The sequence below is a fragment of the Trinickia dinghuensis genome, from assembly GCF_003367175.1.
Taxonomy (GTDB): Bacteria; Pseudomonadota; Gammaproteobacteria; order Burkholderiales; family Burkholderiaceae; genus Trinickia; species Trinickia dinghuensis.
In genome coordinates this window covers 416863-442902 of sequence record NZ_QRGA01000003.1, presented here as the reverse complement: position 1 = coordinate 442902, position 26040 = coordinate 416863, and the positions used below count along the sequence as shown (strand labels likewise).

At 65.3% G+C, this 26040-nt stretch carries 25 protein-coding genes; 7 read left to right on the top strand and 18 right to left on the bottom strand.

Translation table 11 applies throughout. The features are described from left to right. Window positions 1-49 precede the first annotated feature (49 nt). The 10 genes from DWV00_RS06235 to argS all read right to left on the bottom strand — a co-directional run bounded on the left by DWV00_RS06235 (window position 50) and on the right by argS (window position 10201). Window positions 50-1327: an RNA polymerase sigma factor gene (locus tag DWV00_RS06235; protein ID WP_115532653.1), complete on the bottom strand. Its 1278-nt coding sequence runs from the start codon at window positions 1325-1327 to the stop codon at window positions 50-52. Window positions 1328-1329: 2 nt separating this feature from the next. After that, window positions 1330-1743, bottom strand: a complete 414-nt coding sequence (locus DWV00_RS06230; protein WP_115532652.1) for a YciI family protein — start codon at window positions 1741-1743, stop codon at window positions 1330-1332. A gap of 117 nt (window positions 1744-1860) precedes the next feature. Beyond that, on the bottom strand, window positions 1861-2214 hold the full coding sequence (locus DWV00_RS06225) for a YciI family protein (protein WP_115532855.1): 354 nt from the start codon (window positions 2212-2214) through the stop codon (window positions 1861-1863). Window positions 2215-2341: 127 nt separating this feature from the next. Then, window positions 2342-3214 carry a hypothetical protein gene (locus tag DWV00_RS06220; protein ID WP_115532651.1) on the bottom strand — a complete coding sequence of 291 codons (873 nt, stop codon included), beginning with the start codon at window positions 3212-3214 and terminating at the stop codon, window positions 2342-2344. Between the two features lie 83 nt (window positions 3215-3297). Further along, window positions 3298-4881: an ABC transporter substrate-binding protein gene (locus tag DWV00_RS06215; RefSeq protein WP_115532650.1), complete on the bottom strand. Its 1584-nt coding sequence runs from the start codon at window positions 4879-4881 to the stop codon at window positions 3298-3300. A gap of 110 nt (window positions 4882-4991) precedes the next feature. Next, entirely contained in the window at window positions 4992-5795 is an 804-nt protein-coding gene (locus tag DWV00_RS06210) for a helical backbone metal receptor (protein ID WP_115532649.1), read from the bottom strand. 53 nt (window positions 5796-5848) lie between these two features. Further along, the gene (locus tag DWV00_RS06205; RefSeq protein WP_115532648.1) at window positions 5849-6619 is read right to left on the bottom strand and encodes an SDR family oxidoreductase; all 771 of its coding nucleotides are present in this window, start codon (window positions 6617-6619) and stop codon (window positions 5849-5851) included. Between the two features lie 24 nt (window positions 6620-6643). Beyond that, complete coding sequence (locus tag DWV00_RS06200; RefSeq protein WP_115532647.1) at window positions 6644-7291, bottom strand: thiol:disulfide interchange protein DsbA/DsbL; 648 nt, start codon at window positions 7289-7291, stop codon at window positions 6644-6646. A gap of 162 nt (window positions 7292-7453) precedes the next feature. Next, on the bottom strand, window positions 7454-8293 hold the full coding sequence (locus DWV00_RS06195; protein ID WP_115532854.1) for an SPOR domain-containing protein: 840 nt from the start codon (window positions 8291-8293) through the stop codon (window positions 7454-7456). A gap of 132 nt (window positions 8294-8425) precedes the next feature. Continuing rightward, window positions 8426-10201 (bottom strand): arginine--tRNA ligase, encoded by a 1776-nt coding sequence (gene argS / locus DWV00_RS06190; RefSeq protein ID WP_115532646.1) that lies wholly within the window; start codon window positions 10199-10201, stop codon window positions 8426-8428. Window positions 10202-10477: 276 nt separating this feature from the next. Between argS and DWV00_RS06185 the strand changes: the two genes are divergently transcribed. Further along, window positions 10478-10804: a DUF1840 domain-containing protein gene (locus tag DWV00_RS06185; protein WP_115532645.1), complete on the top strand. Its 327-nt coding sequence runs from the start codon at window positions 10478-10480 to the stop codon at window positions 10802-10804. 182 nt (window positions 10805-10986) lie between these two features. On the opposite strand, the gene metH is transcribed toward DWV00_RS06185, so the two are convergent. The 7 genes from metH to DWV00_RS06150 all read right to left on the bottom strand — a co-directional run bounded on the left by metH (window position 10987) and on the right by DWV00_RS06150 (window position 19607). Further along, entirely contained in the window at window positions 10987-13704 is a 2718-nt protein-coding gene (gene metH, locus DWV00_RS06180; RefSeq protein WP_181885373.1) for a methionine synthase, read from the bottom strand. Window positions 13705-13738: 34 nt separating this feature from the next. Then, window positions 13739-14410 (bottom strand): DUF4276 family protein, encoded by a 672-nt coding sequence (locus tag DWV00_RS06175; protein WP_181885372.1) that lies wholly within the window; start codon window positions 14408-14410, stop codon window positions 13739-13741. Then, entirely contained in the window at window positions 14410-15504 is a 1095-nt protein-coding gene (locus DWV00_RS06170) for an AAA family ATPase (RefSeq protein ID WP_115532643.1), read from the bottom strand. The genes DWV00_RS06175 and DWV00_RS06170 overlap by 1 nt, the downstream gene beginning before the upstream one ends. Before the next feature lie 32 nt (window positions 15505-15536). Further along, on the bottom strand, window positions 15537-16604 hold the full coding sequence (locus DWV00_RS06165; RefSeq protein WP_115532642.1) for a homocysteine S-methyltransferase family protein: 1068 nt from the start codon (window positions 16602-16604) through the stop codon (window positions 15537-15539). A 164-nt stretch (window positions 16605-16768) separates the two neighbouring features. Continuing rightward, the gene (locus DWV00_RS06160; protein WP_115532641.1) at window positions 16769-17026 is read right to left on the bottom strand and encodes a BTH_I0359 family protein; all 258 of its coding nucleotides are present in this window, start codon (window positions 17024-17026) and stop codon (window positions 16769-16771) included. Window positions 17027-17326: 300 nt separating this feature from the next. After that, window positions 17327-18565, bottom strand: a complete 1239-nt coding sequence (locus DWV00_RS06155; protein ID WP_115532640.1) for a DUF3108 domain-containing protein — start codon at window positions 18563-18565, stop codon at window positions 17327-17329. 166 nt (window positions 18566-18731) lie between these two features. Then, a complete protein-coding gene (locus tag DWV00_RS06150; protein WP_115532639.1) occupies window positions 18732-19607 on the bottom strand; it encodes an IclR family transcriptional regulator in 876 nt (291 codons plus the stop codon). A 148-nt stretch (window positions 19608-19755) separates the two neighbouring features. On the opposite strand from DWV00_RS06150, the gene DWV00_RS06145 reads away from it, so the two are divergent. The 6 genes from DWV00_RS06145 (at window position 19756) to rfaE2 (ending at window position 25732) form a co-directional block, all read left to right on the top strand. Beyond that, a complete protein-coding gene (locus tag DWV00_RS06145; RefSeq protein ID WP_115532638.1) occupies window positions 19756-20748 on the top strand; it encodes a fumarylacetoacetate hydrolase family protein in 993 nt (330 codons plus the stop codon). Window positions 20749-20909: 161 nt separating this feature from the next. Then, window positions 20910-21758, top strand: coding sequence for an enoyl-CoA hydratase/isomerase family protein (locus tag DWV00_RS06140; RefSeq protein WP_115532637.1), 849 nt, complete (start codon window positions 20910-20912; stop codon window positions 21756-21758). 77 nt (window positions 21759-21835) lie between these two features. Next, window positions 21836-22642, top strand: a complete 807-nt coding sequence (locus DWV00_RS06135; RefSeq protein ID WP_115532636.1) for a PhaM family polyhydroxyalkanoate granule multifunctional regulatory protein — start codon at window positions 21836-21838, stop codon at window positions 22640-22642. 88 nt (window positions 22643-22730) lie between these two features. Next, on the top strand, window positions 22731-23951 hold the full coding sequence (locus tag DWV00_RS06130; RefSeq protein ID WP_115532635.1) for a patatin-like phospholipase family protein: 1221 nt from the start codon (window positions 22731-22733) through the stop codon (window positions 23949-23951). 414 nt (window positions 23952-24365) lie between these two features. Further along, on the top strand, window positions 24366-25238 hold the full coding sequence (locus DWV00_RS06125; protein WP_115532634.1) for a ferritin family protein: 873 nt from the start codon (window positions 24366-24368) through the stop codon (window positions 25236-25238). Further along, complete coding sequence (gene rfaE2 / locus DWV00_RS06120) at window positions 25238-25732, top strand: D-glycero-beta-D-manno-heptose 1-phosphate adenylyltransferase (protein ID WP_115532633.1); 495 nt, start codon at window positions 25238-25240, stop codon at window positions 25730-25732. Before DWV00_RS06125 ends, rfaE2 begins: the two co-directional genes overlap by 1 nt. A 57-nt stretch (window positions 25733-25789) precedes the next feature. Here the strand turns inward: rfaE2 and DWV00_RS06115 are convergent, their stop codons facing one another. Continuing rightward, a complete protein-coding gene (locus tag DWV00_RS06115; protein ID WP_115532632.1) occupies window positions 25790-26029 on the bottom strand; it encodes a hypothetical protein in 240 nt (79 codons plus the stop codon). Window positions 26030-26040 lie beyond the last annotated feature (11 nt).

Sequence of the window (26040 nt, the reverse complement as noted above, 5' to 3'; positions counted from 1 at the left end):
CGCCGGCCACCGCGCCATCCGCCCCCAGCCAGCCGACCGCCCCCCGGAGTCAGCGTTCGCCGCGCATCGTGTCGGCGCGCACGAGCAGCAGTTCGCGCTCGCGCGCGTTTTGCGTCATCGCGGCCGCGCGCTCGAATTCGGAACGCGCTTCGTCATGCCGGCCGAGCTTCGCGAGCAAGTCGCCGCGCACGCTCGGCAGCCAGTGATAGCGCGCGAGCGCGGGATCGGCTGCGAGCGCCTCGACGATCGCAAAGGCCGCCTGCGGGCCATAGGCCATCCCGACCGCGACCGCGCGATTCAGTTCGACCACCGGCGATGGATGGATTTGCGCAAGCGCATCGTAAAGCGCGACGATTCGAGCCCAGTCGGTGTCCTCGGCGCGATGCGCGCGCGTATGACAAGCGGCAAGTGCCGCTTGCAGCGCATACGGACCGAGGGCGCCGCCCAGCGCTTCGGCGCGCGCCAGCGCCGCTAGGCCGCGGCGTATCAACAGCGGATCCCAGCGCGAGCGGTCCTGGTCGGCGAGCAGCACCGGACGGCCGTTCGAATCGACGCGCGCATGCAGCCGCGAAGCCTGCAGCTCCATCAGCGCGACGAGGCCATGCACCTCGCTGTCGTCCTGCACGAGTTCGGCGAGGATCCGCCCCAGGCGCAGCGCCTCGTCGCACAGTGCCGGCCGTATCCAATCCTCGCCGGCCGTGGCCGCATACCCTTCGTTGAAAATCAGATAGACGACTTCGAGCACCGACGCCATCCTTGCCGCGCGTGCCTCGGCGCGCGGCACCTCGAACGGTACGTGGGCTTCACGCAGCGAGCGCTTGGCGCGCACGATGCGCTGCGCGATCGTCGGCTCCGGCGCGAGAAACGCACGCGCGATCTCGTGCGTCGCGAGCCCGCCCAACAGCCGCAGCGTCAGCGCGACGCGCGCGTCCGTCGACAGCACCGGGTGACATGCCGTAAAGATCAGGCGCAGCAGATCGTCGCCGATATCGTCGGCGCGCGCGGCATCGATCGCATCGACGAAATCGGGCACGACATGGGTTTCGAGTGCGTCGAGGTCGCGTCCGATCGCCTCGTGCTTCCTTGCGTGCAGCGCGTCCTGGCGCAGCTTGTCGAGCGCGCGATGCTTGACCGTGGCCATCAGCCAGGCGCCCGGATTGTCGGGCACCCCGTCGCGCGGCCAATGCTCGAGCGCGGCGACTAGCGCGTCCTGCGCCAGCTCCTCGGCCACGCCGATGTCGCGCACGAGCCGCGCGGCATGGGCGACGACGCGTGCCGCTTCGATGCGCCAGACCGCTTCGATCGCGCGATGGGTCGGATTGGCCATGGTCAGGGCCAGTTTGCCTCGAGTTGGCGCCAGCGCTCGATATCCGCGCTCGGCTCGAAATCCTCGAGTTCGAACACCGGCCTTACTTCGATTTCACCCTCGGCCATCTCGCCGAACGGTGCGGGAAAGCGTCGTGCCCACTCGAGTGCTTCCTCGCGCGAACGCACTTGGATCAGCGTGTAGCCGGCGATGAGTTCCTTCGTTTCGGCGAACGGCCCATCGATGATGGTCCGTTTGCCTCCCGAATACTGCACGCGCCAGCCCTCGGTGCTCGGCTTCAGACCGTTCGCATCGAGCAGCACGCCCGCTTTCGCCAGCTCTTCGTGATAGGCCATCATCGCGGCCATCAAATCTTGTTCGGGCAGGGCACCCGATTCGCTTTGAGCGTTGGCCCGGACCATGATCATGAAACGCATGTTTCGCTCCTCGAAGGTAAGGTAAGGGAGGCCGCCTGTCGGACTCCTGTCGTTACGACGAACGAAACGCGCCGCATTCGACATCGGCGCGACGAATCCCGGTAAAAACCCTCGGACTTATTCGGAGCAGGGGGCCAACCGTCTGACTTCGACCGTGCACCATTGGGCCGCCGGGCACTCGGCCGCGATGGCGAGCGCCTCTTCTTCGCGGTCGCAGTTGAGCAGATAGAAGCCGCCGACCATCTCCTTGGCCTCGGCGAACGGACCGTCGATTAAACGGCGTTCGCCGCCGCGGATCTCGACGCGCACGGCTTCGTCGGTTGAGGCGAGCGACTGCGCCGCGACCAGCAGACCGCGCGCTTTCAGATCCTCCCCGAAGCGCAGCATCGTGTCGTAGGCGTCACGGCCTTCGTCGGGCGTGCGCTCGGCGCGCTGGCCGACGGGCTCGACGATCAACAGCAGGTAGGACATGGTGGGCTCCTTGGCGGCGCGCGCCGGGGCCGGCGCGGCATTCGCCAAAGAGGATAGAGCAGCCGCGCCGGCGTTGCCACCAGGCGCGCAAGCCTCCGTGGTCGTCTACGCAGTGCGCCAGGCCGTCCTAGGGCGAAATCGCTCTGGCGTCGGCCCGCCGCAGAACCAGCATGTTGCCGGCGAAGGTATCGGCGATCTGCTGCGCGAGTGCGGCGACGGCCGCGTTGCGGTCGGCGTGTTCGAACGAGAGCTTGGCCGGCAGGAGGTACGGGTGCCATTGACTCTGGCCGTCCGGTGCGGCCGGCGGTGCGCCGATCACGGCGAACGGCGTATCGGCGCTGTGCCCGAGATCGGCCACGGTGACGGACACGTCCGCGCCGAGCACCTCGTTGGCGGACGCGGCGCCGCTCGCGGCCGCGGCGCTCGGCTCGCCTTGCACATGAAAGACGCCGCCGATCAGCCAGCCCTGTACGGGCGGCGGCTCGCCCGGCGCGAGATAGCGCGCCGCGAGGCCCGCATGGTTGAGCCGTTGCACGACGGCTTGGGCGACGAGCCCCGCGTCGCGGCCGGCGGCGTGCGCGTGCAACGCGGCGCGCATGCGCGCCAGCAAGCCCGAGGGCGGCGCGCCGGCCGGCACGGCGATGAAATCCGTGACGTACACCGCTTCGGGCACGTCCACCATGGGAGGCGGCCCGGTGCGAACGGGCGCGACGGGCGGCGAGGGCATCGGCGCGGGTGTCGTGGATGTCGTGGGCGTGACGGTCACCTGCGTGACTATCATCGGTGCGACTGCGCGAGGCGTGTCGGCCGGCTGATCGCCGGTGACCGAGCCCTCCGGCACCGGAGCGCCCGCCGCCGGATCGGCCGCCACGGGCGGGCCGGCAGCCGGATCACCGGCCGTCGAATAGTCCATCGCCGATTGCGGGGCCGTTTGGGCAAAGGCGGCGGCCGCCGCGGCCCAGATCATGAAAGCCGCAATCGTGCGGCCGAGGTTTTGCATGACAGCGTCGATCGTATCGTCAATTCCGGGCGCCTAGATTACGGCGCCCGGATGACAGGCGTCAACGGACGAACGGCGCCGCGTCATTTGACGGAGACGTCCGCGAAGTTCTGCCGTCCGAAGGCGCTGACCTGATAGCCCCCGACCGATGCGCGCGTGATGGCGCTGGCGGTCGGGTACCCGAGCGGGATCCAGAGCGCTTCGTCATGGACGATCTTCTGCGCGGCTTCGTAGTCCTTCGTGCGGGTGGCCTGGTCGGACGTCGAGCGGGCGTCGGTGATCAGCTTGTCGAGCTTCGGATCGCAAAAGCGGGCGAAGTTGATGCCCGATTTGACCCCGTTGCAGCTGAACAGCGGCGCGAAGTAATTGTCCGGGTCGCCGTTGTCGCCGGCCCATCCCATGAACAGCATGTCGTGCTGCCCTTGCTTGGCCTGCTTGATCAGTTCGCCCCATTCAATGACCTTGACGTCGGCTTTCACGCCGATTTTGGCGAGATCCGCTTGCAGCAGCTCGGCGCCAGCCTTCGGCTTCGGATTGAGCACGCTGCCCTGGGGACGCAGCCAGATCGTCGTCGAGAAACCGTTCGGATAGCCGGCCTGAGCGAGCAGCGCCTTGGCCTTTGCCGGGTCGTACGGATAGGCGCCGATCGCCTTGTCGTAGCTCCAGGTGGAGGGCGGATAGGGATTCACGGCGGGCGTGGCCGTATTGTCGAAGACGACTTTCAGGTAGGTGCTGCGATCGAACGCCATGTTGATCGCCTGCCGCACGCGCTCGTCGTCGAGCGGCTTGTGCTGCGTGTTCAAGGCGACGAATGCCGTCATGAACGCGGGCGTCTGCACGACGGCAAGCGAGTGGTCGCTCTTCGCGGCCGCGACGTCCTCGGGCTTAGGCGAAAGCGCGATCTGGCATTCGTCGGCCTTCACCTTTTGAAATCGCACGGACGCATCGGGCGTGATCGCATAGATGAGCCGCTCGACCTTCGGCTTGGGGCCCCAGTAGGTCGGGTTCGCGTCGTAGCGGATCACGGCGTCCTTCGTGTAGCGCTTCAGCACGAACGGACCCGTGCCGATCGGCTTGGCGTTCAGGTCGGCCTGCTTGCCGGCTTTGAGCAGCTGGTCGGCATACTCGGCGGAATAGATCGACGCGAAGCCCATCGTCAGCATGGCGACGAAGGTCGAGTTCGGCTCGTTCAGGTCGAATTCGACGGTGTGGTCGTCGACCTTCTTGACCGCCTTCACCAGCTTCACGAGCCCCATCGATTGCGCGTGCGGGAAGCCGTTGGGCCCAGACACCTTGTGCCACGGGTTCGCATTGTCGAGCATGCGATCGAACGTGAAGACGACGTCGTCGGCGTCGAGCGTGCGCGTCGGCTTGAAATAGTCCGTGGTCTGGAACGCTACGTTCGGACGCAAATGGAACGTGTAGGTCAGGCCGTCGCTGCTCACATCCCATTTTTCGGCGAGGGCCGGGACGACCTTCTTCGCTGCCTCGTCGTAATCGACCAGGGTATTGAAGATGACGTCGGCCGATGCGTTCGTCGTGACGAGCGAGTTGAATTGAACGACGTCGAAGCCGTCGGGGCTCGCCTCGGTGCAAACGGTAAGGGGTTTGGCGAACGCGAGGGCGGGCAAGACGGCGAGCGTGGCGGCGAGCAGTTTGACGTTCATGAGTACTCCTTCTTCTCCCTTTCAGACGAGGGGCGGCCGGATGTAGAGACTGCGACGGATCGAGCCGATGAGCTTAGCCGAAGCGGGCGGCGTCGACAACGATGGGTCCCTTATATGGATATACCGCGCAGGTAGTCGATCCCTTCGATGGCCCGCGAGCCGTACCAGGAAATCGTTTCGCCGTCGACGAGTTGAATCGTCTTGCCGGCGAGCCGTGGATCGGCGGCGAGTTCGTCTCTATGCTTGGCCGTGAAGCGGTATGGCTCCGACGCCAGCAAGATTCGTTCGACACTTCCGAACCACGGCGCGTCGAAGTCGAACGCGGGGTAGCGGCCCGCGCCGGCAAAGCCGCTCGTCGCCGCGGGCCAGGTCTGCCAGTTCACGAGCCGCAGCATGGCCGAAATGTAGGTGTCGCGCGCGACGGTCATCCATGGATCCCGCCAGATCACGTAGAGCACGTTGCGTTCGGGCCAGGGTTCAAGTGCGATGGCGTTCAAGCGCAAGGAGAGGGCGTCAGCTAGTTTTCGCGCGGCGGGTTCGCAGCCGAAGATCGAGCCGATCAACGTATAGAGCGAGAGATTGTCATGCGGCGCGAGCGGATGCGTAACGACGACGTGAGGGACGAATTGCGCGAGCGCGTCGATCGTCGGCTTCTCGTTTTCGTCGATGTTGACGATCACGTGGGTGGGGGCGAGCGCGCGGACGGCATCGAGTTTGACGGCTTTCGTGCCGCCGACTTTCGGCACGGCGCGCACCGCTTCGCGCGGATGGATGCAAAAGCCCGTGCGTCCGACGATGCGATCGCCTAGCCCTAGCGCGAAGAGCAACTCGGTGATGCTAGGGACGAGCGAGACGATGCGGGCGTTTGAGTCAGCAGGCGGATGCTCGATTCCAGCGGCGTCGGTTCGGGACATGGGGATGGCCAAGAACGTAAGTGCTCGGTGGTGAACGTACGGCCGCGTTTCTCCTAGCCGGCCGCCCTTGGCTTGCGCGGCGCCTTTTCGAAGAGCCGATCGTAAAGCCACCTCGGCAGACACCCGAGCAGGGTCGCAACGATCCGCATCGGCCAAGGAAACACGGCAAACCGCGCCTTGCGCGCAATCGCCCCGGCGGCCTTTTCGGCGAACCGCTCGGCGTCCATCAGAAACGGCATCGGATAGGGATTGTGGGCCGTCATCGGCGTCCGGATATAGCCCGGCGCGATCGTCACGACGGCAACGCCGAACGGCCGCATCTCGACGCGCAGCGATTCCAGATAGGCCAGCGCGGCCGCTTTCGACGCGCTGTAGGCCGCCGACCCCGGCAGCCCCCGCACGCCGGCAACGCTTGCAATCCCGACGAGCGTGCCGTGCCGATTCTCCGCCATGAGTTTGGCGAACGGTTCGAACGTCGCGGCCATGCCGAAGTAATTGACGTCCATCACTTCGCGAAACGTCTCGAGATCGCCGTGGCCCGTCGCCACGCCTTTACTGATACCGGCATTGGCAATGACGACATCGGGCAAGCCATGTTCGCCGATGAATTGCGAAGCCGCATGCGCAACGGCGGCTTCGTCGCGCACGTCGGCCGAATAGATGGAGATCGAAAGCTGGGGAAAGCGCCGGGCAAACTCGGCGAGCGCATCGAGGCGGCGCGCCACGAGCCCGAGTGCGGCGCCTTGCCGTGCGTACTGCTCGGCAAGGGCGAGGCCGATGCCGCTCGAGGCGCCGGTGATGAAAACCTTCAACGGTGAGTTCATACCGGCGCTCGCGTGCAAGATGAATTACATCTTCTTCGCGCGGATTTGCGCGACGAGGTAGTCGAGCACCTGAATCGTACCGGGCAGGCTGTCCGTCGTGGCCGGGCCCGTTTCATATTTGCCTTGAATGGCCAGCGTCGGCACGCCGTCGATCTTGTAGTCCTGGATCATTTGCTTGTCCTGATTCACCTCGGCTTGCGTCGAGAACGAGTTGTAGGCAGCCAGGAACTTCTTCGAATCGACGCCCTTCGTCGCCAGGAATTTGGCTTGATCGTCCGGCGTCAGCAGGTAGTTCTTGTTGACGTGGATTTCATGGAACACGTCCGGCGTCAGCTTCTGCTCGAGACCGAGCGCATTGAGTGCGTGTAGGAGCTTCGAATGCGGAATGAAATCGTCGCGAAAGGCGACGGGCACGCGCTTGAAGACGACGTCCGGCGGCAGCGTCGCGACCCACTTCTCCAGATACGGGTCGAACTCGTTGCAGTGCGGGCAGCCGTACCACATGAATTCGATCACTTCGATCTTGCCGGCGGGAACGTCGACCGGCTGCGGCGCCTTCAGGACGGTGTAGTCCTTGCCGGCGACAGGCGCGGCCGGAGAAGCCTGTGCGACGCCCGCGCCGACGACGGCCAGGCTGACGGAGAACAACAGCGTGCGGATCAATTTTTTCATTGTGTTGGCTCGTGGGTACGATAAACGTGGAACGCCGGTTCGGCGAAGCCGCGGTAGCCGCCGCGGCTTGCGCGCGCATCAAACGGCTGCCGATTGAGACCCTCGCCGCCGCCGCATGGTTCAGCGGCGGACGGCTCGGGCTCGGCTATGCATTACGGTCTATTACTGTTTGGTGAAGCGAATCACGGCCGTATCGATGCCCGCGTCGGACAGGCGCTGGCGCGTCGCATTCATGTCGTCGAATTTCGAGAACGGCCCGATACGCACGCGGAAATACGTGACGCCGCCGGCATCGCGCTGCGACACCTTCGACTCGAAACCCTGGAATGCCAGGCGCGCACGCTGCTGCTCGGCGTCGGCCGCGGTCTTGTAGGCGCCCACCTGCAGGAAGTAGCCCGTATTCGCGTCGTTCGCACCGGGCGCCGCGCTGCTATTCGGATGCGCGGCGTTGTTGGCGTTAGGTGCGGCCGGCGCCACGTTCGCTACCTGCGGGGGCTTCTTTTCCTGGCCCGGTGCGTTGGCGTTCGGCTGAGCTTGAGTTTGAACTTGAGGCTGCGCTTGGGCGTTGCCGGCCGTGGTGTTCGAGGCACCGTTCGCGGACGGCACTTCGACGATCTGCGGCTCCTGCAGCATGCCCGGCGCTTGCGCCGGCGCGGGCGCCGGCTGTGCCGATGATTGACCCGGCGCCGTGTTCGGCGGAGGCGTTTGCTGGGCCGCCTGCGGGACGGGCTGCCCCGGCGATTTGCCCTGCAGCGAGCGGTTCGGATCGTATTGCTGCTGGATCGTGCCCGCATCGGACGCGCCGGACGGCGCGACCTTCGCCACGAACGGCGTGGGTGCGCGCGTGATGTAGAGCGCCACGACGACCGCGATGGCGAGGCCGACGATCAGGCCCAGCACGATGCCGAGGAACGTACTCCCGGTTTGCTTCGACGCCCCGGAGGTGCCCTTGGCGTGCTGTTTCGACGTGCTGCGTGGCGAAGTACGGCTCGGTTTTGCCATTATCTGAATCACCTGCGAAAGAAACCCGGAGAGCGGCGCCCGGCGTGCGCCAAGCTGATGCCGCACGAGGGCGGCCATCGATTATAGCGACGGCGCGTGGCGCCGCACGGCGAACGTGCGGGATCGTTACAGTTACATCTTCGCCGGCGACGAGACCCCGATCATCGCGAGGCCGTTGGCGAGCACCTGCCGGGTGGCCGCGAGCAGCGCGATGCGCGCGTCGCGCTCGGGCTGCGAGTCGACCAGCACGCGCTCGGCATTGTAGAACGAGTGAAATTCACCGGCGAGGTCGCGCAGATAGAACGCGATCGCATGCGGCGCGAGTTCGTGCGCGGCATGCGTGAGCATGTCGGGATACTCGGCGAGCTTGTTCATCAGCGACATGGCGCGATCGCTCGTGAGCACCGACACGTCGATGCTCGGCAGCACCGCCTCGTCGCCGCCGAAGCGCGACTTCCACTCCGTCAGGATCGAACAGATCCGCGCATGCGCGTATTGGACGTAATAGACCGGGTTCTCGTCGTTCTGCTTCAGCGCGAGATCGACGTCGAACACGAACTCGGTATCGGCCTTGCGCGAGATGAGGAAGAACCGCACGGCATCGCGCCCGCGCGTGATGGTGGCTTCGTCGAGCAGATCGGGCGAAGCTTCCTGCCCCGGCGTAGCGCCGCCCGACCATTCGATCAGGTCGCGCACGGTCACGTAGCTGCCGGCGCGCTTGGAGATCTTCACTTCCTGGCCGTCGCGCATGACCGTGACCATCTTGTGCAGCACGTAGTCGGGATAGCCCTGCGGGATGCCGACGCCGAGCGCCTGCAAGCCCGCGCGCACGCGCGCGATCGTGCCGTGATGGTCGGAGCCCTGCACGTTGATGACCTTCTCGAACCCGCGATCCCACTTGGTGACGTGATAGGCGATGTCGGGCACGAAATAGGTGTAGGTGCCGTCGGACTTGCGCATCACGCGGTCTTTGTCGTCGCCGTATTCGGTCGTGCGCAGCCACAGCGCGTTTTCTTCTTCGAACGTCTTGCCCGTCGCGACGAGCGCGTCCACCGTCTTGGCGACGCGGCCTTCCGTATAGAGCGACGATTCGAGGTAGTACCGGTCGAACTTCACGCCGAACGCCTGCAAGTCCATGTCTTGCTCGTGGCGCAGGTAGGCGACGGCGAACTTGCGGATCGCGTCGAGATCGTCGATGTCGCCCGTACCCTTGACGGGTTCGCCGTCCTTGGCCGCGACTGTCTCGCCGTTCACGTAATCGCGCGCGATGTCGGCGATGTACTCGCCGTTGTAGGCCGCTTCGGGCCAGCCGGCTTCGCCGGGCGAAAGGCCTTTCGCGCGCGCTTGTGTCGAGACGGCGAGGTTGTGGATCTGCACGCCGGCGTCGTTGTAGTAGAACTCGCGATGCACGGCATAGCCTTGGCTCGCGATGACGTTCGCCAGGGCATCGCCGAGCGCGGCTTGGCGGCCGTGGCCGAGGTGCAGCGGCCCCGTGGGATTGGCGGAGACGAACTCGACGAGCACGCGCTTGCCCGTGCCGTGCGCCGAGCGCCCGAAACCCTCGCCTTCGGCCATGACGGCGCCGACGACGGCTTGCTTCGCCTTCGGCGTGAGACGCAGGTTGATGAAGCCGGGGCCGGCGATTTCCGCGGCTTCGATCAAGTCCTTCGCGGCTGCTTGAGCGAGCACGGCGTCGACGATGCGCTGCGCGAGTTCGCGCGGGTTCTTTTGCAGCGGCTTGGCCAATTGCATGGCGACGTTGCAGGCGACATCGCCGTGCGCGGCCGCCTTCGGGCGCTCGAGCGCGATGGCCGGCGCGCCGGCGGCATCGCCGTTCGATTCGGTGACCACTTGCTTGACGCCGGCGGCGAGCAAGGCTTCTAGACTCAGTTTATGTGCGGGCAGCATGCTGTTTCTGTACGGTCGGCTGTGGCGATCCGCGCAAAGCGGACGCAAAGGGTTGGCGCAGTGGCAAGCGGGCGGCGCCCGCCGCATTCGCGCTCGCGTGTCGCGGGCGCGCGCGTTTGTGTCTAGGCAGATTTTAGCAGGTGCTAATATGTCTCAATGAGGCGCCCGGCAAGGGGCGTGCGGTTCGCGCGATTCGGCGCATGCCGCGAAGCCCGGGGCAAGTGACGTCGCGGCGCCGTCAGGCGTGGTAAACAAAACGAAAGATATGGGTCCATCATGTTGATTACATTCAAATGTCGTGCGGCGCCGGACGTCGTCATGCTCGAAAATCTGGCTCAGTACCTTGTCGGCATCGTCGGCAAGCACCTGGGCGCGCGCGGCGTGATTACGCACGAAGAACTGCCCACGGCAATCTCGAAACTCGAGGCGGCGATCGTGACCGACAAGCGGGAGATCGCCGAGCATGAGGGGCATTTCCACGAAGGGGAAGAAGGGCACGAGCGCCACGAACTGCCGATCGGCCTGGCACAGCGCGCGTATCCGTTCCTCGACATGCTGCGCGAAGCGCAGCGTGAAAACGCCGACGTCCTCTGGGGCGTGTGAGCCAAGGGCTGACGCCCAGGCGGCAGGCGGCGCGGTAAGCGTTGCCGTTTTGATCCGAAAAAAGAGCCCGGTTCCCGCTGGCAGGCGTGAACCGGGCTCTTGCTTTTTGCCGCGTCCGCTAGCGGATCCGCGCGCCGGCGCGAGCGTTGCGCGTGCCTAGCGATTACGGCGGCTGCAGCGGATCACAGCAGCGGCGCGAGCGCGCGCTCGGCGTCGGACAGGGCGATCGCGTTGCGGTTCGCGAAGTCTTCCACTTGATCGCGGGCGATCTTGCCGACCGAGAAGTAGCGGCTTTCCGGATGCGCGATGTAAAAGCCCGAAACGCTCGCGGCAGGCAGCATGGCGAGCGATTCGGTCACCGTCATGCCGACCTCGTCGGCCTTGAGCACCGTGAACAGGTCGCGTTTGACGAGGTGATCGGGGCAGGCCGGATAACCGGGGGCGGGACGGATGCCGGTGTATTGCTCGGCGATCAGTGCCTCGTTGCCGAGCGTCTCGCTCTTCGCGTAACCCCAGAACTCGCGCCGCACACGCGAGTGCATCGCTTCGGCGAAGGCTTCGGCCAGGCGGTCGGCGAGGGCCTTGAACATGATCGCGCTGTAGTCGTCGAGATCGGCCAAAAACTGCTTTTCCTTCACGTCGACGCCGAGCCCCGCCGTCACCGCGAACATGCCAATGTAGTCGGCCACGCCCGAATCCTTTGGTGCGATGAAATCGGCGAGCGAGCGGTTCGGCCGCATCACGCCGTCCACGACGGGCCGCACGCTTTGCTGGCGCAGGTTGTGCCAAGTGAGCGCCACCTGAGTGCGCGACTCGTCCGTGTAGATCTCGATGTCGTCGTCGCCGACGGTATTTGCCGGCAGCAGCGCGATCACGCCGCTCGCCGACAGCCAGCGGCCTTGAATGAGCCGAGCGAGCATCGACTTCGCATCGGAGAACACGCGCCGCGCCGATTCGCCGACGATCTCGTCGTTGAGGATGGCCGGATAGGGGCCGGCGAGGTCCCACGTCTGGAAGAACGGGCCCCAGTCGATGTATTGGGCGAGCTCGTTCAGGTCGTAGTTCTTGAACACGCGCCGGCCGACGAACGCGGGCTTGACCGGTTCATAGGCGGCCCAATCGATCTTCGCCTTGTTCGCGCGCGCTTCGCCGAGCGTCACCATCGGCTGCGCTTTCTTGTTGGCGTGCTGCAGGCGAATGCGGTCGTACTCGGTCTTCAGATCGTCGAGATACTTCGCCGCGCCTTCGTCGGAGAGCAGATTCGAGGCGACCGACACCGAGCGCGACGCGTCGGCCACATAGACGACGGGCCCTTCGTAGTTCGGGGCGATCTTCACGGCCGTGTGCACGCGCGAGGTGGTCGCGCCGCCGATCAGCAGCGGGATCTTCTTGATGCGGAAGTACTCGTCGCGCTGCATTTCCGAGGCGACGTAAGCCATCTCCTCGAGGCTCGGCGTGATGAGCCCCGACAGGCCGACGATGTCCGCGCCTTCGACTTTTGCCTTCGCGAGGATCTCGTTGCACGGGACCATGACGCCCATGTTGACGACTTCGAAGTTGTTGCACTGGAGCACGACCGAGACGATGTTCTTGCCGATGTCGTGCACGTCGCCCTTCACTGTGGCGATGACGATCTTGCCCTTCGCGCGCACGTCGCCGCCCGCCTCGGCGACCCGCTTCTTTTCTTCTTCGATGAACGGAATCAAATGCGCCACGGCCTGCTTCATGACGCGCGCCGATTTGACCACCTGCGGCAGGAACATCTTGCCTTGGCCGAACAAGTCGCCGACGACGTTCATGCCGTCCATCAGCGGGCCTTCGATCACGTTGATTGGCCGGCCGCCGGCCGCGTCGATCTTTTGGCGGGCCTCTTCGGTGTCCTCGACGATGAAGTTCGTGATGCCGTGCACGAGCGCATGGGCCAGGCGCGCCTCGACGCCTTGATTGCGCCATTCGAGGTTCTCTTCCTTCTTCGCCGCGCCCGTCTTGAACTTATCGGCGATCTCGAGCAGGCGGTCCGTGCCATCGGCACGGCGGTTGAGGATGACGTCTTCCACGCGCTCCCTGAGCTCGGTGTCGAGATCGGCATACACGCCGAGCTGGCCGGCGTTGACGATGCCCATGTCCATCCCCGCTTGAATCGCGTGATAGAGGAACACCGTGTGGATCGCTTCGCGCACCGGGTCGTTGCCGCGGAACGAGAACGAGACGTTCGACACGCCGCCGCTCACCTTCGCGTAGGGCAGGTTCTGCTTGATCCAGCGCGTGGCCTCGATGAAATCGACGGCGTAGTTGTTGTGTTCCTCGATGCCGGTGGCGACGGCGAAGATGTTCGGATCGAAGATGATGTCTTCGGGCGCGAAGCCCACTTCGTCGACGAGGAGCCGATAAGAGCGCTTGCAGATCTGCGTCTTGCGTTCGAACGTATCGGCTTGGCCCGTTTCGTCGAATGCCATCACGACGGCCGCCGCGCCGTAGCGGCGGATGAGGCGCGCATGATGGCGGAACGCGTCCTCACCTTCCTTCAGCGAGATCGAGTTGACGATGGCCTTGCCTTGGACGCATTTGAGGCCCGCCTCGATCACCTCCCACTTCGACGAGTCGATCATGATCGGCACGCGGGCGATGTCGGGCTCCGAGGCGATCAGATTCAGAAAGCGCACCATGGCCGCTTTCGAATCGAGCATCGCCTCGTCCATGTTGATGTCGATGACCTGCGCGCCGTTCTCGACCTGCTGGCGCGCGACGGCGAGCGCCTCGTCGAACTGGCCGTTCAGGATCATGCGCGCGAACGCTTTCGAGCCAGTGACGTTCGTGCGTTCGCCGACGTTGATGAAAAGCGCGCCGGAGGCGACGTTAAACGGCTCGAGGCCGGCAAGGCGCATCATGTGTTCGGTCATGGTGTCGTCGATGGATGGCGTTAGGGCGAGCTGGTCAAATCGGCTGCAGGCCGATGATGCGCTCGTACCATTGGCGAAAATGCGGGCACTGCTCACGAATCTTGTCGAGGCCAATCTTGGCTGCGGCAACAGGGCCGTGTCGGCGTTTTCGGTAGCTTGGCGCGAGTACTTCAAGCCGTTTCGATGGAGCTGTTTGTGGCGAGTCGTTGATCCATTCGGGATCGTCGACGCTGCCCCGCACGCGGGCTAACGCCTGCGCGTGGACAGCCCACTCGGGCTCCACTGCACACAGGCGCTCGACATCGGAAAACAGCAGCGCCTCGAACTCGTGCGGTTGCACATGAGGAAGGAAGCGCTCAGGCCGGCATTCAGCGTAAGCGACGACGTCTTCATGCAGCCACTGCTCGATCGTGCGCGCTCGTTCGGTGGGGGGCTGCCCTCTAGTGTCTGCGAATCCGCGAAAGGTCGGGCCAAGTGCGTAGAGGTCGAAGAACGTCGTTACGAACGTATCGGCCCGCTCGCGCAACGTGTTGCGCAGAGTCCGCTTGACTCGATCGAGATTGAGCCCGCCGCCTCGCGATGTCGGAGACGTATGGATCGTTCGCGGCGTGGTATAGATTTCTGCCGGCGCCAGCACTGGGGCAAGCACCTCGGTGACAAACGTCTCTTCGGTTTGCCCCTCGCACACGATGATCAACTCGACCATTATGCAGGCCTCCCACCGAGGACGTTCTGTTTCCATAGCTCGCCGAGGGTGTAATCCGCCAGCCAGTCGCTCAAACGATGCGCATCGAGTCGCGTGAACGTCGACGCGTTGTCCTTTCGGTCCACGACGACGACATCGCTGGGTTCGAAGCAGTTCAGCAATTCGACGGATTGAGTCGACACGATCAACTGCTTGCGCTCGGCAGCGCGCTTCAGAAGATCCGCCAAGACGTTGATCGCAAACGGGTGGAGGCCGAGTTCAGGTTCGTCGATCAATATCGTCGACGGCATTAGAGACCAAGGCTGCAGGAGGAGCGTGCTCAGGCATATGAAGCGCAGTGTGCCGTCCGAAAGCATATGGGCTTTGAACGGGGTGTCCGGATCGCTCTTTTCCGTCCATTCGAGCTCGATCGTCGAGGCATCGTCGTCGCGGTGAACGAAATCACCGAAGAAAGGCGCGACGAGTCGCACGGTATCGACGATCATTCGATAGTGTGCTTCATGTTTGCCACGCAGCATTCGGAGGTACGCCGCCAGATTGGCGCCGTCGACTTTCAAGCGCAACGTGTCGTTGGTGGCATGCACTTGCTTGACACGGGCTGTGTCGCTCGTGTCATGAAAGTGATAGACACGCCAACTGCCGATGGTCGGGCGCACGTACTCGCTGAGCTGCTTTTCCGAGTTCTTGATTTCGGACTCGGCATGGCCGGCTCCCAGAGGCATGATCGTTGGCCGACCAGCTCCCTTGCCAGTCGGTGGATGCCAAACCAATTCGCTCTGGAAAATCAGCCGGTTGTCGTTTGTCGGGACAAGTGCGAAGTCGTACCCGCCTTCTCCCGAAAAATCGAACCGGGCATGCATGAGCGAAGTCGCTTTGCGCGAAAAGTACAGCAGCGCATCGGGACCGCCTTGCGTTTGAACATAAAGCTGCAAGCGCTGCTCGTACATCTCGGCGAGCATACGGAAAAAGCCGATAAAGTTCGACTTGCCGGCGCCGTTGGCGCCGATCAAGACGTTCAGGTCGCGTAGCTCGAAATCGCGCAGCTCGCGGATCGACTTGTAGCCGGCGATCGTCAGATTCTGGACGGCAGGCATGTTCCGTTTTCCCGTTTAGGTCTGCTGCTTGTTCAAGCCGCGTCGCGATAGTTGGCCCACGCGCGCGGCTTTACGCCGCTCAGCGCCTTGGCGATCGCCGCGATGTGCTCGGGGGTCGTGCCGCAGCAGCCGCCCGCGAGATTGACGAGCCCCGCTTGCGCGAACTCTTTCAGCAGGGCGGACGTGTCCGCGGGCGTTTCGTCGAAACCGGTATCGCTCATCGGATTCGGCAGGCCCGCGTTCGGATAGCACGACACGTAGGTGTCGCACAGTTTCGCAAGCTCGGCGATGTACGGCCGCATCAACGCCGCGCCGAGCGCGCAGTTCAGCCCGAATGTAAGCGGCTTCGCGTGACGCAGCGAATTCCAGAACGCTTCGACCGTTTGCCCTGAGAGGATGCGGCCCGATGCGTCGGTGACCGTGCCCGAGATCATGACGGGCAGCACTTCGCCCGTATTGTCGAACAGCTCGTCGAGCGCGAACAGCGCGGCCTTCGCGTTGAGCGTGTCAAAGATCGTTTCGACGAGGAACAGATCGGCGCCGCCGTCGAGCAGCGCTTGCGCCTGCTCGTAGTAGGACGCGCGCAGTTCGTCGAACGTGATGTTGCGCGCGCCCGGATCGTTCACGTCGGGCGAGATGCTGGCCGTTTTCGGCGTCGGCCCGATCGCGCCGGCGACGAAGCGCGGCTTGTCGGGCGTCGAATATTTGTCGCAGGCCGCGCGCGCGAGCTTGGCCGATTCGAGATTCATCTCGCGCACGAGCGATTCCATCCCATAGTCGGCTTGTGCGACCGTCGTGGCGCCGAACGTGTTCGTCTCGATGATATCGGCGCCCGCCGCGAGATACTGCTCGTGGATTTCGCCGATGATTTGCGGCTGCGTGATCGAGAGCAGCTCGTTGTTGCCCTTCACGTCGCGCCCGAAATCCTTGAAGCGCTCGCCTCGATAGCGCGCTTCGTCGAGCTTGTAGCGCTGGATCATCGTGCCCATCGCGCCGTCCAGGATCACGATGCGCGACGCGAGCAGCGCGGGCAGCGCCGCGCCTCGCGTGTAATGCGTGCCGGTGGCGGGCGAGACGGCGGAAACGGCGGACGGATTCATGGCGAGCGGGCTCGGTGCGTAATCTGGGAATCTGACATTGTAGCGGCTGCCGGGGGGGCCTGCCGGAGGCGACCGGCTTTCGCCGCGCGCAAAAGAAAACCCCGCCCGGTACGCCGGACGGGGTTCGATGGGGATGTCGCGCCGCCTTGCGGCCGTGGCGGCCGTCAGTGAAGCACGACGGGTTGTGTCATCAGGCTGTCGAATTGACCGAGGAACTCGTCGACTTCATCGAGCGAGGGTTCCTCTTCGATCAGCTTGCGGACGTGTTCGCGAAACTGCGTCGCCATCGCACCGTCGATGAAGATCTCGCGCTGCGTGTTCTTGTCTACGATTTCGTAGCCACCGGCGTTCATCGCTAGATGGTCCGCTTGCGGTGCGAACTCGACGACACAATAGTTGGGGCTGTTGTAGATCATTTGCATGGCGACACTCCTTATTCCGTTAGGCTCCTGGCCGTTTTCTGCCCAGTACTTGGAGCGTGTTGCATGGAATTTCAAGGGGTGGGTCTTAAACGACGCTTAAAACGGGTTGGAACATTGCAACTAAATATTCTTCATGTTCCGCTCGTCATAGATCTCAGTACTTCATTTCCGAACTCTGCGTCGTCGACCTATACATAAGATTAGACCCAAACCCGGCAAAACGTTCGAGCGGCAAGGAAAACATCGTGGATCGTCCGTGCGCTTCGATACACCTGATAACGGCACGCGCGGGCGGCTGGTTTAGGGGTGCTCGCGCGCCGGCCCGGCTTCGGCCGCCCCGGTATCCGCCGCCGGGGCATCGGACGCATCATCCGGTGTCTCGCCCGATGTGAACGCATTTTTCGCGCCCGGCGCTCTGAGCGGCCCCCGCCACACGAGCTCGATCTGCGAACCGTTCGGTTCCGTCTGCATGATCCGCACGGGCAGCCAGCCCAGCGCCGGGGCGAGCCAGACGTCGATGCGGCGCCGGTCGCCGTCGTGCCGCGGCAGTCTCATGAAGTGGCGCGCTTGGATGTAGCCCTCGGCCGTCTGGATCGATTCGTCGCCGATCGTCTCTATCGGCCAAAGCTCGCCGCTGTCGTTGTCGGCCACGTAAAACGAGCGTGTGACGCCCGGTTTATACGCATCGGGGTCGCCGCGCACCAGGCTTGCAAGCTGCATCACCACGCTGAAGCGATCCTGCGCGCCGTCGGGCAGCGCAAGCGTCGTGCTCGTCCGCGTGAAGCCGATGCGTTTGTCCGCTCGATCGAACGTCGTCACGTCTTCGGGGCGGCGCCCGCGCTTTTCGATGTAGTGTTCGGGTGAAAGACCGAAGGCATCGATGCGGCCATGGCTTTCGTATGTGAACGTACCGACGAAGGGCAGCGGCACCGAGACGATCATTTCGTAGCCGTCGCCGCTGCTCTCCCAGTGGATCGTGCCGGGCGCATTTTCCACACCGTTGTAAAACGTGTTGTAGTGCAGATCGCCCGACGGCGGTACCGAGAAACGGATGCCCGCGGCCGCGGCGCTGGCCTGCGCGGGGGCGGCCGCTTGCGCCGCGGCGGCTCCGGAGGCGCCCGCGGCATTGCCGGGGCCCGCCGTGGCGCTTTGCGTCGCGCTGGCCGCTTCGGCCTTTTCGGCTTTATCGGTATTTTCGGTCAAAGGGGGCACGACGCTCGATGGCGCGAGCGCATGCAGCACCGGCGGATGCGTACCGCCTTCATGGGCGCCGCCGGATTCGGTGCGCACGGCCGGACGGCGGGGCGCCGCACGCACGGTATCGCGTGCGATCGGCTGCGGCGTCAAGAGCGCCACCTGCACCGGCGGTACGACCTTTTCGGGCGCAAAGCTGCCGTGATATCGCGCGAACCAGAACACGGCAACGCCGTGCAGCGCCAGGACCCCCGCTAGGGCGATGCCCCAGCGCCAGGCACGGCGATGCGTCCCGCGGGTGGGGGGGGCGGTGCGGACAGTGTCGGAACAGAATGGGTACGACATGGCGGGGTGCTCGATCATCGAGTGAACGACGACGTTTCGAGCGCCGAAACGACGGGGAATGCGTAGACAAACCGACATGATGCCCGCAAACCGGGCGTCGCGCTGAGTGCGCGAAAAGCGCCCGCCTCCAATGGGGCTGCCTTCGATTGGCCGTTGGGGGCGGTCGCTACCTCGGCGCTTCGCTGAAGCCGAGTTCGTAGGAGAGCTGGCTCGCGCAGGTCTTCAGCGCGACGGCGATTTCGCCATCCCAAGACAGATCGAACGCCCCTTCGTGCCCCAGCGCGATCAGCCCCAGCGCGAGGTCGCCCGATGCATCGAACACCGGCATGCAAAAGGCGTGGATCGTCGGCAGGAGCATGCCCGCCACGCGCGCCGCTCCGTGGGCGCGAACGTCGTCGAGCGCGCGCTCGAGTTCGGCCTCGCTGCGCGGCCCCGTCGCATGCGCGGAACGGCGCGAGTCGGACAGTTCGCGCTCGATCATCGGCGCGGTTTTGCCGCGCGGAAGATAGGCGGCGAACAGCAGGCCCGTGGCCGAGCCCAGCAGCGGCATGACGTCGCCGAGCTTGAGCGACGCCTTTGCCGGGTGGCTCGACTCGGTCCAATGGACCACGGTCGGTCCGAGATTACCCCAGACGGCGATGCCGACCGTCACGTCGAGCCGATCGCGCAGCTCGCCGAGCGCCAGTCGCGCGAGCTTGACGCCATCCACGCGCGCGAGCCGCGCGAGCCCCATCTGCAGCGCGAAGCCGCCGAGTTCGTAGCGGCCTGAGACGGGATCCTGCGCCACGACGCCCAGGCGCAGAAAGCTGACGAGGTAGCGGTGCGCCTTCGCGGGGCTCATCTGCGCGCGCTTGGCCAGATCGCGCAGCATCATCGCGCCCGGCTCGTTCGTCAGTACCTCCAACAGGCGGAAGCCGACTTCGATCGACTGAATCCCCGAGCGCACTTTTTCTTCGCCGTCGTTGGCGTCGTCGAGCGCATCGGACGATGCGTCGAGCGCGGAATCGAGCGTGTCGGGCGAGGAAGCGTGCGTGGCGGACATGGGCGAACAATGAGAGGAGCAAGGGCCGAAAGCGGCAAAAAAAACAAGGCGGGCGGCGCACGGCACCATCCCGAACGGCGCCGCGTATTCACCATCGTAAAATAGATTCCCTCTATCGTCATCTCATCACGGCTTCGAACCTCGCACCATGAAACTTGCCACGCTCAAAGATGGTTCACGCGACGGTCAACTGATCGTCGTCTCGCGCGACCTGCGCACGGCCGCCATCGCCGACGGCATCGCCCCGACGATGCAGCGCGCGCTCGACGACTGGCCTTTCTACGCGCCGCAGCTCGCTGAAACTTACGATGCGCTGAACCAAGGCCGGGCCCGCAATACGTTCGCATTCGAGCCGAAGGACTGCATGGCGCCGCTGCCGCGCGCATATCAATGGGCCGACGGTTCGGCTTACGTCAATCACGTGGAGCTCGTGCGACGCGCGCGCGGCGCCGAGATGCCGCCCGAGTTCTGGTCGGATCCGTTGATGTATCAGGGCGGCAGCGACGATTTCCTCGGTGCGTGCGACGACATCGTGTGCGCCTCCGAAGCGTTCGGCATCGACTTCGAGGCCGAAGTGGCCGTCGTCACGTCCGACGTGCCGATGGCCGCGGCGCCCGAGGCCGCGCTCAGGGCCGTGCGTTTGCTGATGCTCGTCAACGACGTCTCGCTGCGCAATCTGATTCCGGCCGAACTCGCGAAAGGCTTCGGCTTTTTCCAAAGCAAGCCGGCCACGGCGTTCTCGCCCGTCGCCGTGACGCCCGACGAACTCGGCGAGCACTGGCGCGAGGGCCGCGTCGAGCGGCCGCTCGTCGTCCATTGGAACGGCAAGAAGGTGGGCCAGCCCGACGCAGGCGTCGACATGGTGTTCCACTTCGGCCAGCTCGTCGCGCACGCGGCGAAGACGCGCAACCTGCGCGCGGGCTCGATCGTCGGTTCGGGCACCGTCTCGAACAAGGACGAGAAACGCGGATACTGCTGCATCGCCGAGAAGCGCTGCTTGGAGACGATCGCGAACGGCGCGCCGCAAACGGAGTTCATGAAGTACGGCGACACGGTCAAGATCGAGATGTTCGACGAGGCCGGCAAGTCGATCTTCGGCGCGATCGAGCAATCGGTTGCGCCTCTCGAGCGCGCGCGGTAACTTCCCGCGGTGAAGTCTCGCGGCAACGCCCCGCATTGACGTCCTTCCCGCGCCGGGTTTGGCCTGATGCCAGGCCGCCCGCGCGGGCCTACACTGACGAAGGAGCGGCGGCGCCGCCCAGCGCCGGCATACCTGACACGAGCCCACACGAGCCGATACGGATGACAGACACGACACCTCCCGACGATTTGACGCCGTACGCGCATTACCGGTCGCTGCGTTTGCGGCGCCATCCGCATGGCGTGCTCGAAGTCGTCATGAGCGGGGCAGGGATGAACAAGAGCGGGCTGGCCGCGGCCGACGAGCACATGCATCGCGAACTCGCCGAAATCTGGCGCGACATCGACCGCGACCCGGCCACGCGCGTCGCCGTGATCCGCGGCGAGGGCAAGGGCTTTTCGGCGGGCGGCGATCTGGGCCTCGTCGAGCAGATGGCCGATCGCTTCGACGTGCGCTCGCGCGTTTGGCGCGAAGCGCGCGACCTCGTCTACAACGTCATCAACTGCAGCAAGCCGATCGTTTCGGCGATGCATGGGCCGGCCGTCGGCGCCGGGCTCGTCGCCGGGTTGCTGGCCGATGTGTCGATCGCGGCGAACGACGCCCGCATCATCGACGGGCACACGCGCCTGGGCGTCGCGGCCGGCGATCACGCGGCCATCGTCTGGCCGCTGCTGTGCGGGATGGCCAAGGCGAAGTACTACCTGCTGCTGTGCGAGGCCGTGAGCGGGGCCGAGGCCGAACGGATCGGGCTGGTATCGCTGGCCGTCGACGAAGCCGACTTGCTGCCGAAGGCGTTCGAGGTGGCGACGCGGCTCGCGCAGGGCTCGCAAAGCGCGATCCGCTGGACCAAATACGCGCTCAACAACTGGCTGCGCATGGCGGGGCCCACGTTCGACACGTCGCTGGCGCTCGAATTCATGGGCTTCTCGGGCCCGGACGTGCACGAGGGCATCCGTTCGCTGCGCGAGCGGCGCGCGCCCGATTTCCCGGGCGGCGACGAACTTTCCTGATTCAGCCTGACCGAGACTCACTGTTTCTTCACGAAAACTCTCATCTTCATCCCTCTCATCTATCCGAGGAGCGCTCGATGACCGACACCGCCGGCGGCAATCCGCCTTTCCCTGGCTTCCCTGGCTTTCCGCCCGCCGAGATGCTCGACAAGATGTGGGACATGATGCGGCTCACGCCGTTCGGCACCGCGTTTCCCGGCATGCAGCCGGGCTCGGCGCAAGGCTTCGGTGCGCCGCTGGCCGCGATGTCGGACATGATGGCGCCGCTCATGAACGTCGAGGAACTCGACAAGCGCATCACCGATCTGCGTGCCGTCGAGCAATGGCTCAAGCTGAATTTGAACATGCTGCAATCGGCCATCCAGGCGCTCGAAGTGCAGCGCTCGACGCTCTCGACGCTGCGCGCGTTCGGCGCGTTCGCGCAGGCGTCGATGACGCAGCCGGCGTCAGACGCCGCCCCGGCGAGTACGTCGTCGCCTTGGGGTACTTCGACGAGCAGTGCGTCGGCTCGCTCGGGCAGTACGAGCGGTACGAGCGATAAGGGCGCCGGCGAAAGCGACCGCGCGCAGAAGGCCGACGACGCGCAAGCCGATGCACAAGCGAGTGCGGCGTTCGATCCGTCGGGCTGGTGGAACCTGCTGCAGTCGCAGTTCAATCAGCTTGCCGCATTCGCCATGACGCAACCGGGCGCCGCCGGTGGCGAGGCGGACGCGAAGCCGGATACGTCGAAAAAGGCCGGCGCCGACGGCACCCAGGGCGCCAAGGACGCGGGCGAGCCCGCCGCGTCGGCGTCCAAGCCGGCTGCCAAGCGCGCACCGGCGCGCAAGAGCGCGGCGAAGCGTGCGCCGGAATCGGGAGGAGGCGCCGCGCGCGGAGAAAAATGACGTACGCCGGTAAGCGTCGGGGACGTCGCGCGCCAGTCTTGGCGAGCGCGCGGCGCGCTTGCTCGATCCTCTCTTGCGGTGGCACGCCATGCGCCTGGCCCTGGTTTTGATGGGCGGCGGCGCGCGGGCCGCCTACCAGGTCGGGGCGCTCAAGGCGCTCGCGCAGATCGCGCACGAAGTCGCGCCACTCGAGCGCGCGTCGCCTTTCACGATCGTCTGCGGGACGTCGGCGGGCGCGATCAACGCGGCTTCGATCGCGAGCCACGCCGACGACTTCACGCTCGGCGTGGGCCGCCTCATCGACTTCTGGTCGCACATTCGCGCGCAGCAGGTCTATCGGACCGATTGGCGCGGCGTGGCGGCGGCCGGCGCGCGCTGGCTCGCGACGATGAGCTTCGGCTGGGCCGTGCGGCGCTCTCCGCGCGCGCTGTTCGACAACAGTCCGCTTGCTGCTTTGCTGCATGGGGCGCTCGACTTCGCGCGCATCGCCGACATGCTCGACGCCCATGCGCTGCACGCGCTGTCGATTACGGCACTGAGCTACTCGAGCGGCCGGCATTTGACGTTCTACCAGGCCGAGGAGCCGATCCAGTCGTGGCGGCGTGCCCAGCGCGGTGCGCGCATGGTGTCGCTTACGCCGGCGCATCTGCTTGCGTCGAGCGCGATTCCGTTTCTGTTTCCCGCGGTGCCGCTCGAACTCGACGGCTGCACCGAATACTTCGGCGACGGCTCGATTCGGCAAATCGCGCCGCTGAGCCCCGCGATCCATTTCGGCGCGCAGCGCATCGTCGTGCTGGGCGCCGCGACGCCGCGTCCCGAAGTGCCGGCGGCGGCCGGCCTCCAAAGTGGCTATCCCTCGCTCGCGCAGATCGGCCAGCAGGTCATGGCCAGCGTCTTTCTCGATTCGATCGGCGCCGATATCGAACGCATCGAGCACATCAACCGCATGATTCGCCACCTGCCGGAGCACGTCGAGCCCGAGAGCGAATGGCGTCACGTCGACGTGCTGCCGATCGCCCCGAGCGAGCGCATCGAACTGATGGCCGTGCGGCACCTGAAGCGTCTGCCGCTGGCGGTGCGCGGACTGCTGGGCGCCGTCGGCGGCAATCGAGCCGCGGGCGCGTCGTTTGCGAGCTATCTGCTGTTCGAGGCGGAATTCGCCAAGGAACTGATCGACCTCGGTTTTCGAGATGCTCTGGCGCAGCGCGAGCGGCTGACCGAGTGGATTCGCGCGACGCTGACCGAGGACAAGGCAGTCGGCGCGGGCGGCGCTTCGGTGGGCGTCGAGGCGCCGCGTCCCGGCCGCTGAGCGCGCCGGTACCGGATGCCGCGGTGCGCCGCCGGCGCGGCGTTGCAGCGGCGCGTCGGGCGCCTTCCTAGGCGGCTGTTGTGCGCGCCACGCGTGCTATCATTTCAAAGATTACGGTCCGTGGGCGAACAGCGAAAAACGATGATCGCGGCAGATCGCGCCGCCGTCCCGCCGGAGTCGACTAGGGGCTCGGCGCGATGCGCGGCGCCGCGTTCGATCATCGCCCGAGGCGCTCGTCGCCGGCCGATGCCTTCACGCGCGGTGTTTCGCCGCATGGCCGGTCTTGAGTTCGATCAATAAACGGGCGTAATCGCAGCGTAAAATTATGTGCTTTTCGCCGCGCCGGCGCGGTGATCGATCGCGCGTGCGGCAATTGTCATACAAGTTGGAATGGGCAGACCAGGGGTGGGACCTATGAACACCATGCTTTATCCGGAACTTTACAAATCGCTCGAGTCGGTCCGATGGGACATGGAGAAGGACATCCCCTGGGACAAGTTCGACGCGTCGCTATTGACCGACGAGCAGGCGACGACGATCAAAATGAACGCGATCACGGAGTGGTCGGCGCTGCCGGCAACTGAGATGTTCCTGCGCGACAACCACCACGACAGCGATTTCTCGGCGTTCATGAGCGTTTGGTTCTTCGAGGAACAAAAGCACTCGCTGGTTCTGATGGAGTACCTGCGCCGCTTCAGGCCCGAGATGGTGCCGACGGAAGCGGAACTGCACGCGGTGCGCTTCGTGTTCGATCCGGCGCCGCCGCTCGAGACGCTGATGCTGCACTTCTGCGGTGAAATTCGCTTGAATCATTGGTATCGCCGTGCGGCCGAATGGCACACGGAGCCCGTGATCAAGCAGATCTACGAAACGATCTCGCGCGATGAAGCGCGCCATGGCGGCGCCTACCTGCGCTACATGAAGAAGGCGTTGAACAATTGCGGCGACGTCGCGCGCTCTGCCTTCGCGAAGATCGGCGTGCTGATGGCGTCGGCGCGCCGCACGGAAAAGCCGCTTCACCCCACCAACCTGCACGTGAACCGCGATCTGTTCCCGCGCGACACGATTCAATCGCGTCTGCCCGATCCGGAATGGCTTGAGCGCTGGCTCGACGAGCAGATCCGCTTCGACGACGGTTGGGAAAAGAAGGTCGTCGAGCGCATTTTGCACAATCTGTCGCTGCTGTTCGAGCGCACGTTCACGACGGCGCAGGAATTGAACCGCTACCGCAAGGAAGTGACGGCGCGTCTGCAGGGCACGGGTTCGGCCGAACACCAACCCGCTTGATGTCCTCCGTTTCGTTCGAACGCAAAATCATCACCCGCGAAGGGCTGGCCGCGCGGCGCGACACGCTCGCCGCGCCCGTCGTCTTCACGAACGGCGTGTTCGATATCCTGCACCGCGGTCACGTCACGTATCTCGCGCGCGCGAAAGCGCTCGGCGCGTGTCTCATCGTCGGCGTCAACGCCGACGCGTCCGTGCGCATGCTCGGCAAGGGCGACGATCGGCCGATCAACGGCGAAGACGATCGGATGGCGCTGCTCGCGTCGCTCGAGAGCGTCGACTGGGTCGTTCGGTTCGACGAACAAACGCCCGTCGAGTTGATCGGCGCGCTGCGTCCGGACGTGCTCGTCAAAGGCGGCGATTACGACATGGACGCGCTGCCGGAATCGGCGCTCGTGCGCGGCTGGGGCGGGCGGGCGCTTGCGATCGCGTTCGAACACGAACGCTCGACGACGGCGCTGCTCAAGAAGGTGCGCGCGCAACCGGGCAACGCGTAAGCGAGCCGGCAAAGCGTTGTTCGCAGCCCCTGCGGGGCCGAGGCTACCCGCCTGGGATTACCCGCCGAGCGGCGCGGAACTGATCGTCGGGGTCGGGTCGGGCTGGCCGACGATGACTTGCTCGGCGGCTTGCGCCTCCGAGATCGGCCGTGCCTTGAGCCACTCGGGGTGCACTTGGCGCTCGAGGTGATGCGCTTCGCGCGCCCCGGCTGCCGGCAGCGGCCCGAGCATGCCGCTCGCAAGGCCGAATGCGATCAGATTGGCGAGAAACAAAATGGCGATTAGCCAACGCAACATCGTCACGTCTC

Excerpts from the sequence above, each read along its gene's own strand:
- DWV00_RS06235 (WP_115532653.1), bottom strand. The coding sequence starts at position 1,327 with ATGGCCAATCCGACCCATCGCGCGATCGAAGCGGTCTGGCGCATCGAA.
- DWV00_RS06230 (WP_115532652.1), bottom strand. The coding sequence starts at position 1,743 with ATGCGTTTCATGATCATGGTCCGGGCCAACGCTCAAAGCGAATCGGGT.
- DWV00_RS06225 (WP_115532855.1), bottom strand. The coding sequence starts at position 2,214 with ATGTCCTACCTGCTGTTGATCGTCGAGCCCGTCGGCCAGCGCGCCGAG.
- DWV00_RS06220 (WP_115532651.1), bottom strand. The coding sequence starts at position 3,214 with ATGCAAAACCTCGGCCGCACGATTGCGGCTTTCATGATCTGGGCCGCG.
- DWV00_RS06215 (WP_115532650.1), bottom strand. The coding sequence starts at position 4,881 with ATGAACGTCAAACTGCTCGCCGCCACGCTCGCCGTCTTGCCCGCCCTC.
- DWV00_RS06210 (WP_115532649.1), bottom strand. The coding sequence starts at position 5,795 with ATGTCCCGAACCGACGCCGCTGGAATCGAGCATCCGCCTGCTGACTCA.
- DWV00_RS06205 (WP_115532648.1), bottom strand. The coding sequence starts at position 6,619 with ATGAACTCACCGTTGAAGGTTTTCATCACCGGCGCCTCGAGCGGCATC.
- DWV00_RS06200 (WP_115532647.1), bottom strand. The coding sequence starts at position 7,291 with ATGAAAAAATTGATCCGCACGCTGTTGTTCTCCGTCAGCCTGGCCGTC.
- DWV00_RS06195 (WP_115532854.1), bottom strand. The coding sequence starts at position 8,293 with ATGGCAAAACCGAGCCGTACTTCGCCACGCAGCACGTCGAAACAGCAC.
- argS (WP_115532646.1), bottom strand. The coding sequence starts at position 10,201 with ATGCTGCCCGCACATAAACTGAGTCTAGAAGCCTTGCTCGCCGCCGGC.
- DWV00_RS06185 (WP_115532645.1), top strand. The coding sequence starts at position 10,478 with ATGTTGATTACATTCAAATGTCGTGCGGCGCCGGACGTCGTCATGCTC.
- metH (WP_181885373.1), bottom strand. The coding sequence starts at position 13,704 with ATGACCGAACACATGATGCGCCTTGCCGGCCTCGAGCCGTTTAACGTC.
- DWV00_RS06175 (WP_181885372.1), bottom strand. The coding sequence starts at position 14,410 with ATGGTCGAGTTGATCATCGTGTGCGAGGGGCAAACCGAAGAGACGTTT.
- DWV00_RS06170 (WP_115532643.1), bottom strand. The coding sequence starts at position 15,504 with ATGCCTGCCGTCCAGAATCTGACGATCGCCGGCTACAAGTCGATCCGC.
- DWV00_RS06165 (WP_115532642.1), bottom strand. The coding sequence starts at position 16,604 with ATGAATCCGTCCGCCGTTTCCGCCGTCTCGCCCGCCACCGGCACGCAT.
- DWV00_RS06160 (WP_115532641.1), bottom strand. The coding sequence starts at position 17,026 with ATGCAAATGATCTACAACAGCCCCAACTATTGTGTCGTCGAGTTCGCA.
- DWV00_RS06155 (WP_115532640.1), bottom strand. The coding sequence starts at position 18,565 with ATGTCGTACCCATTCTGTTCCGACACTGTCCGCACCGCCCCCCCCACC.
- DWV00_RS06150 (WP_115532639.1), bottom strand. The coding sequence starts at position 19,607 with ATGTCCGCCACGCACGCTTCCTCGCCCGACACGCTCGATTCCGCGCTC.
- DWV00_RS06145 (WP_115532638.1), top strand. The coding sequence starts at position 19,756 with ATGAAACTTGCCACGCTCAAAGATGGTTCACGCGACGGTCAACTGATC.
- DWV00_RS06140 (WP_115532637.1), top strand. The coding sequence starts at position 20,910 with ATGACAGACACGACACCTCCCGACGATTTGACGCCGTACGCGCATTAC.
- DWV00_RS06135 (WP_115532636.1), top strand. The coding sequence starts at position 21,836 with ATGACCGACACCGCCGGCGGCAATCCGCCTTTCCCTGGCTTCCCTGGC.
- DWV00_RS06130 (WP_115532635.1), top strand. The coding sequence starts at position 22,731 with ATGCGCCTGGCCCTGGTTTTGATGGGCGGCGGCGCGCGGGCCGCCTAC.
- DWV00_RS06125 (WP_115532634.1), top strand. The coding sequence starts at position 24,366 with ATGAACACCATGCTTTATCCGGAACTTTACAAATCGCTCGAGTCGGTC.
- rfaE2 (WP_115532633.1), top strand. The coding sequence starts at position 25,238 with ATGTCCTCCGTTTCGTTCGAACGCAAAATCATCACCCGCGAAGGGCTG.
- DWV00_RS06115 (WP_115532632.1), bottom strand. The coding sequence starts at position 26,029 with ATGTTGCGTTGGCTAATCGCCATTTTGTTTCTCGCCAATCTGATCGCA.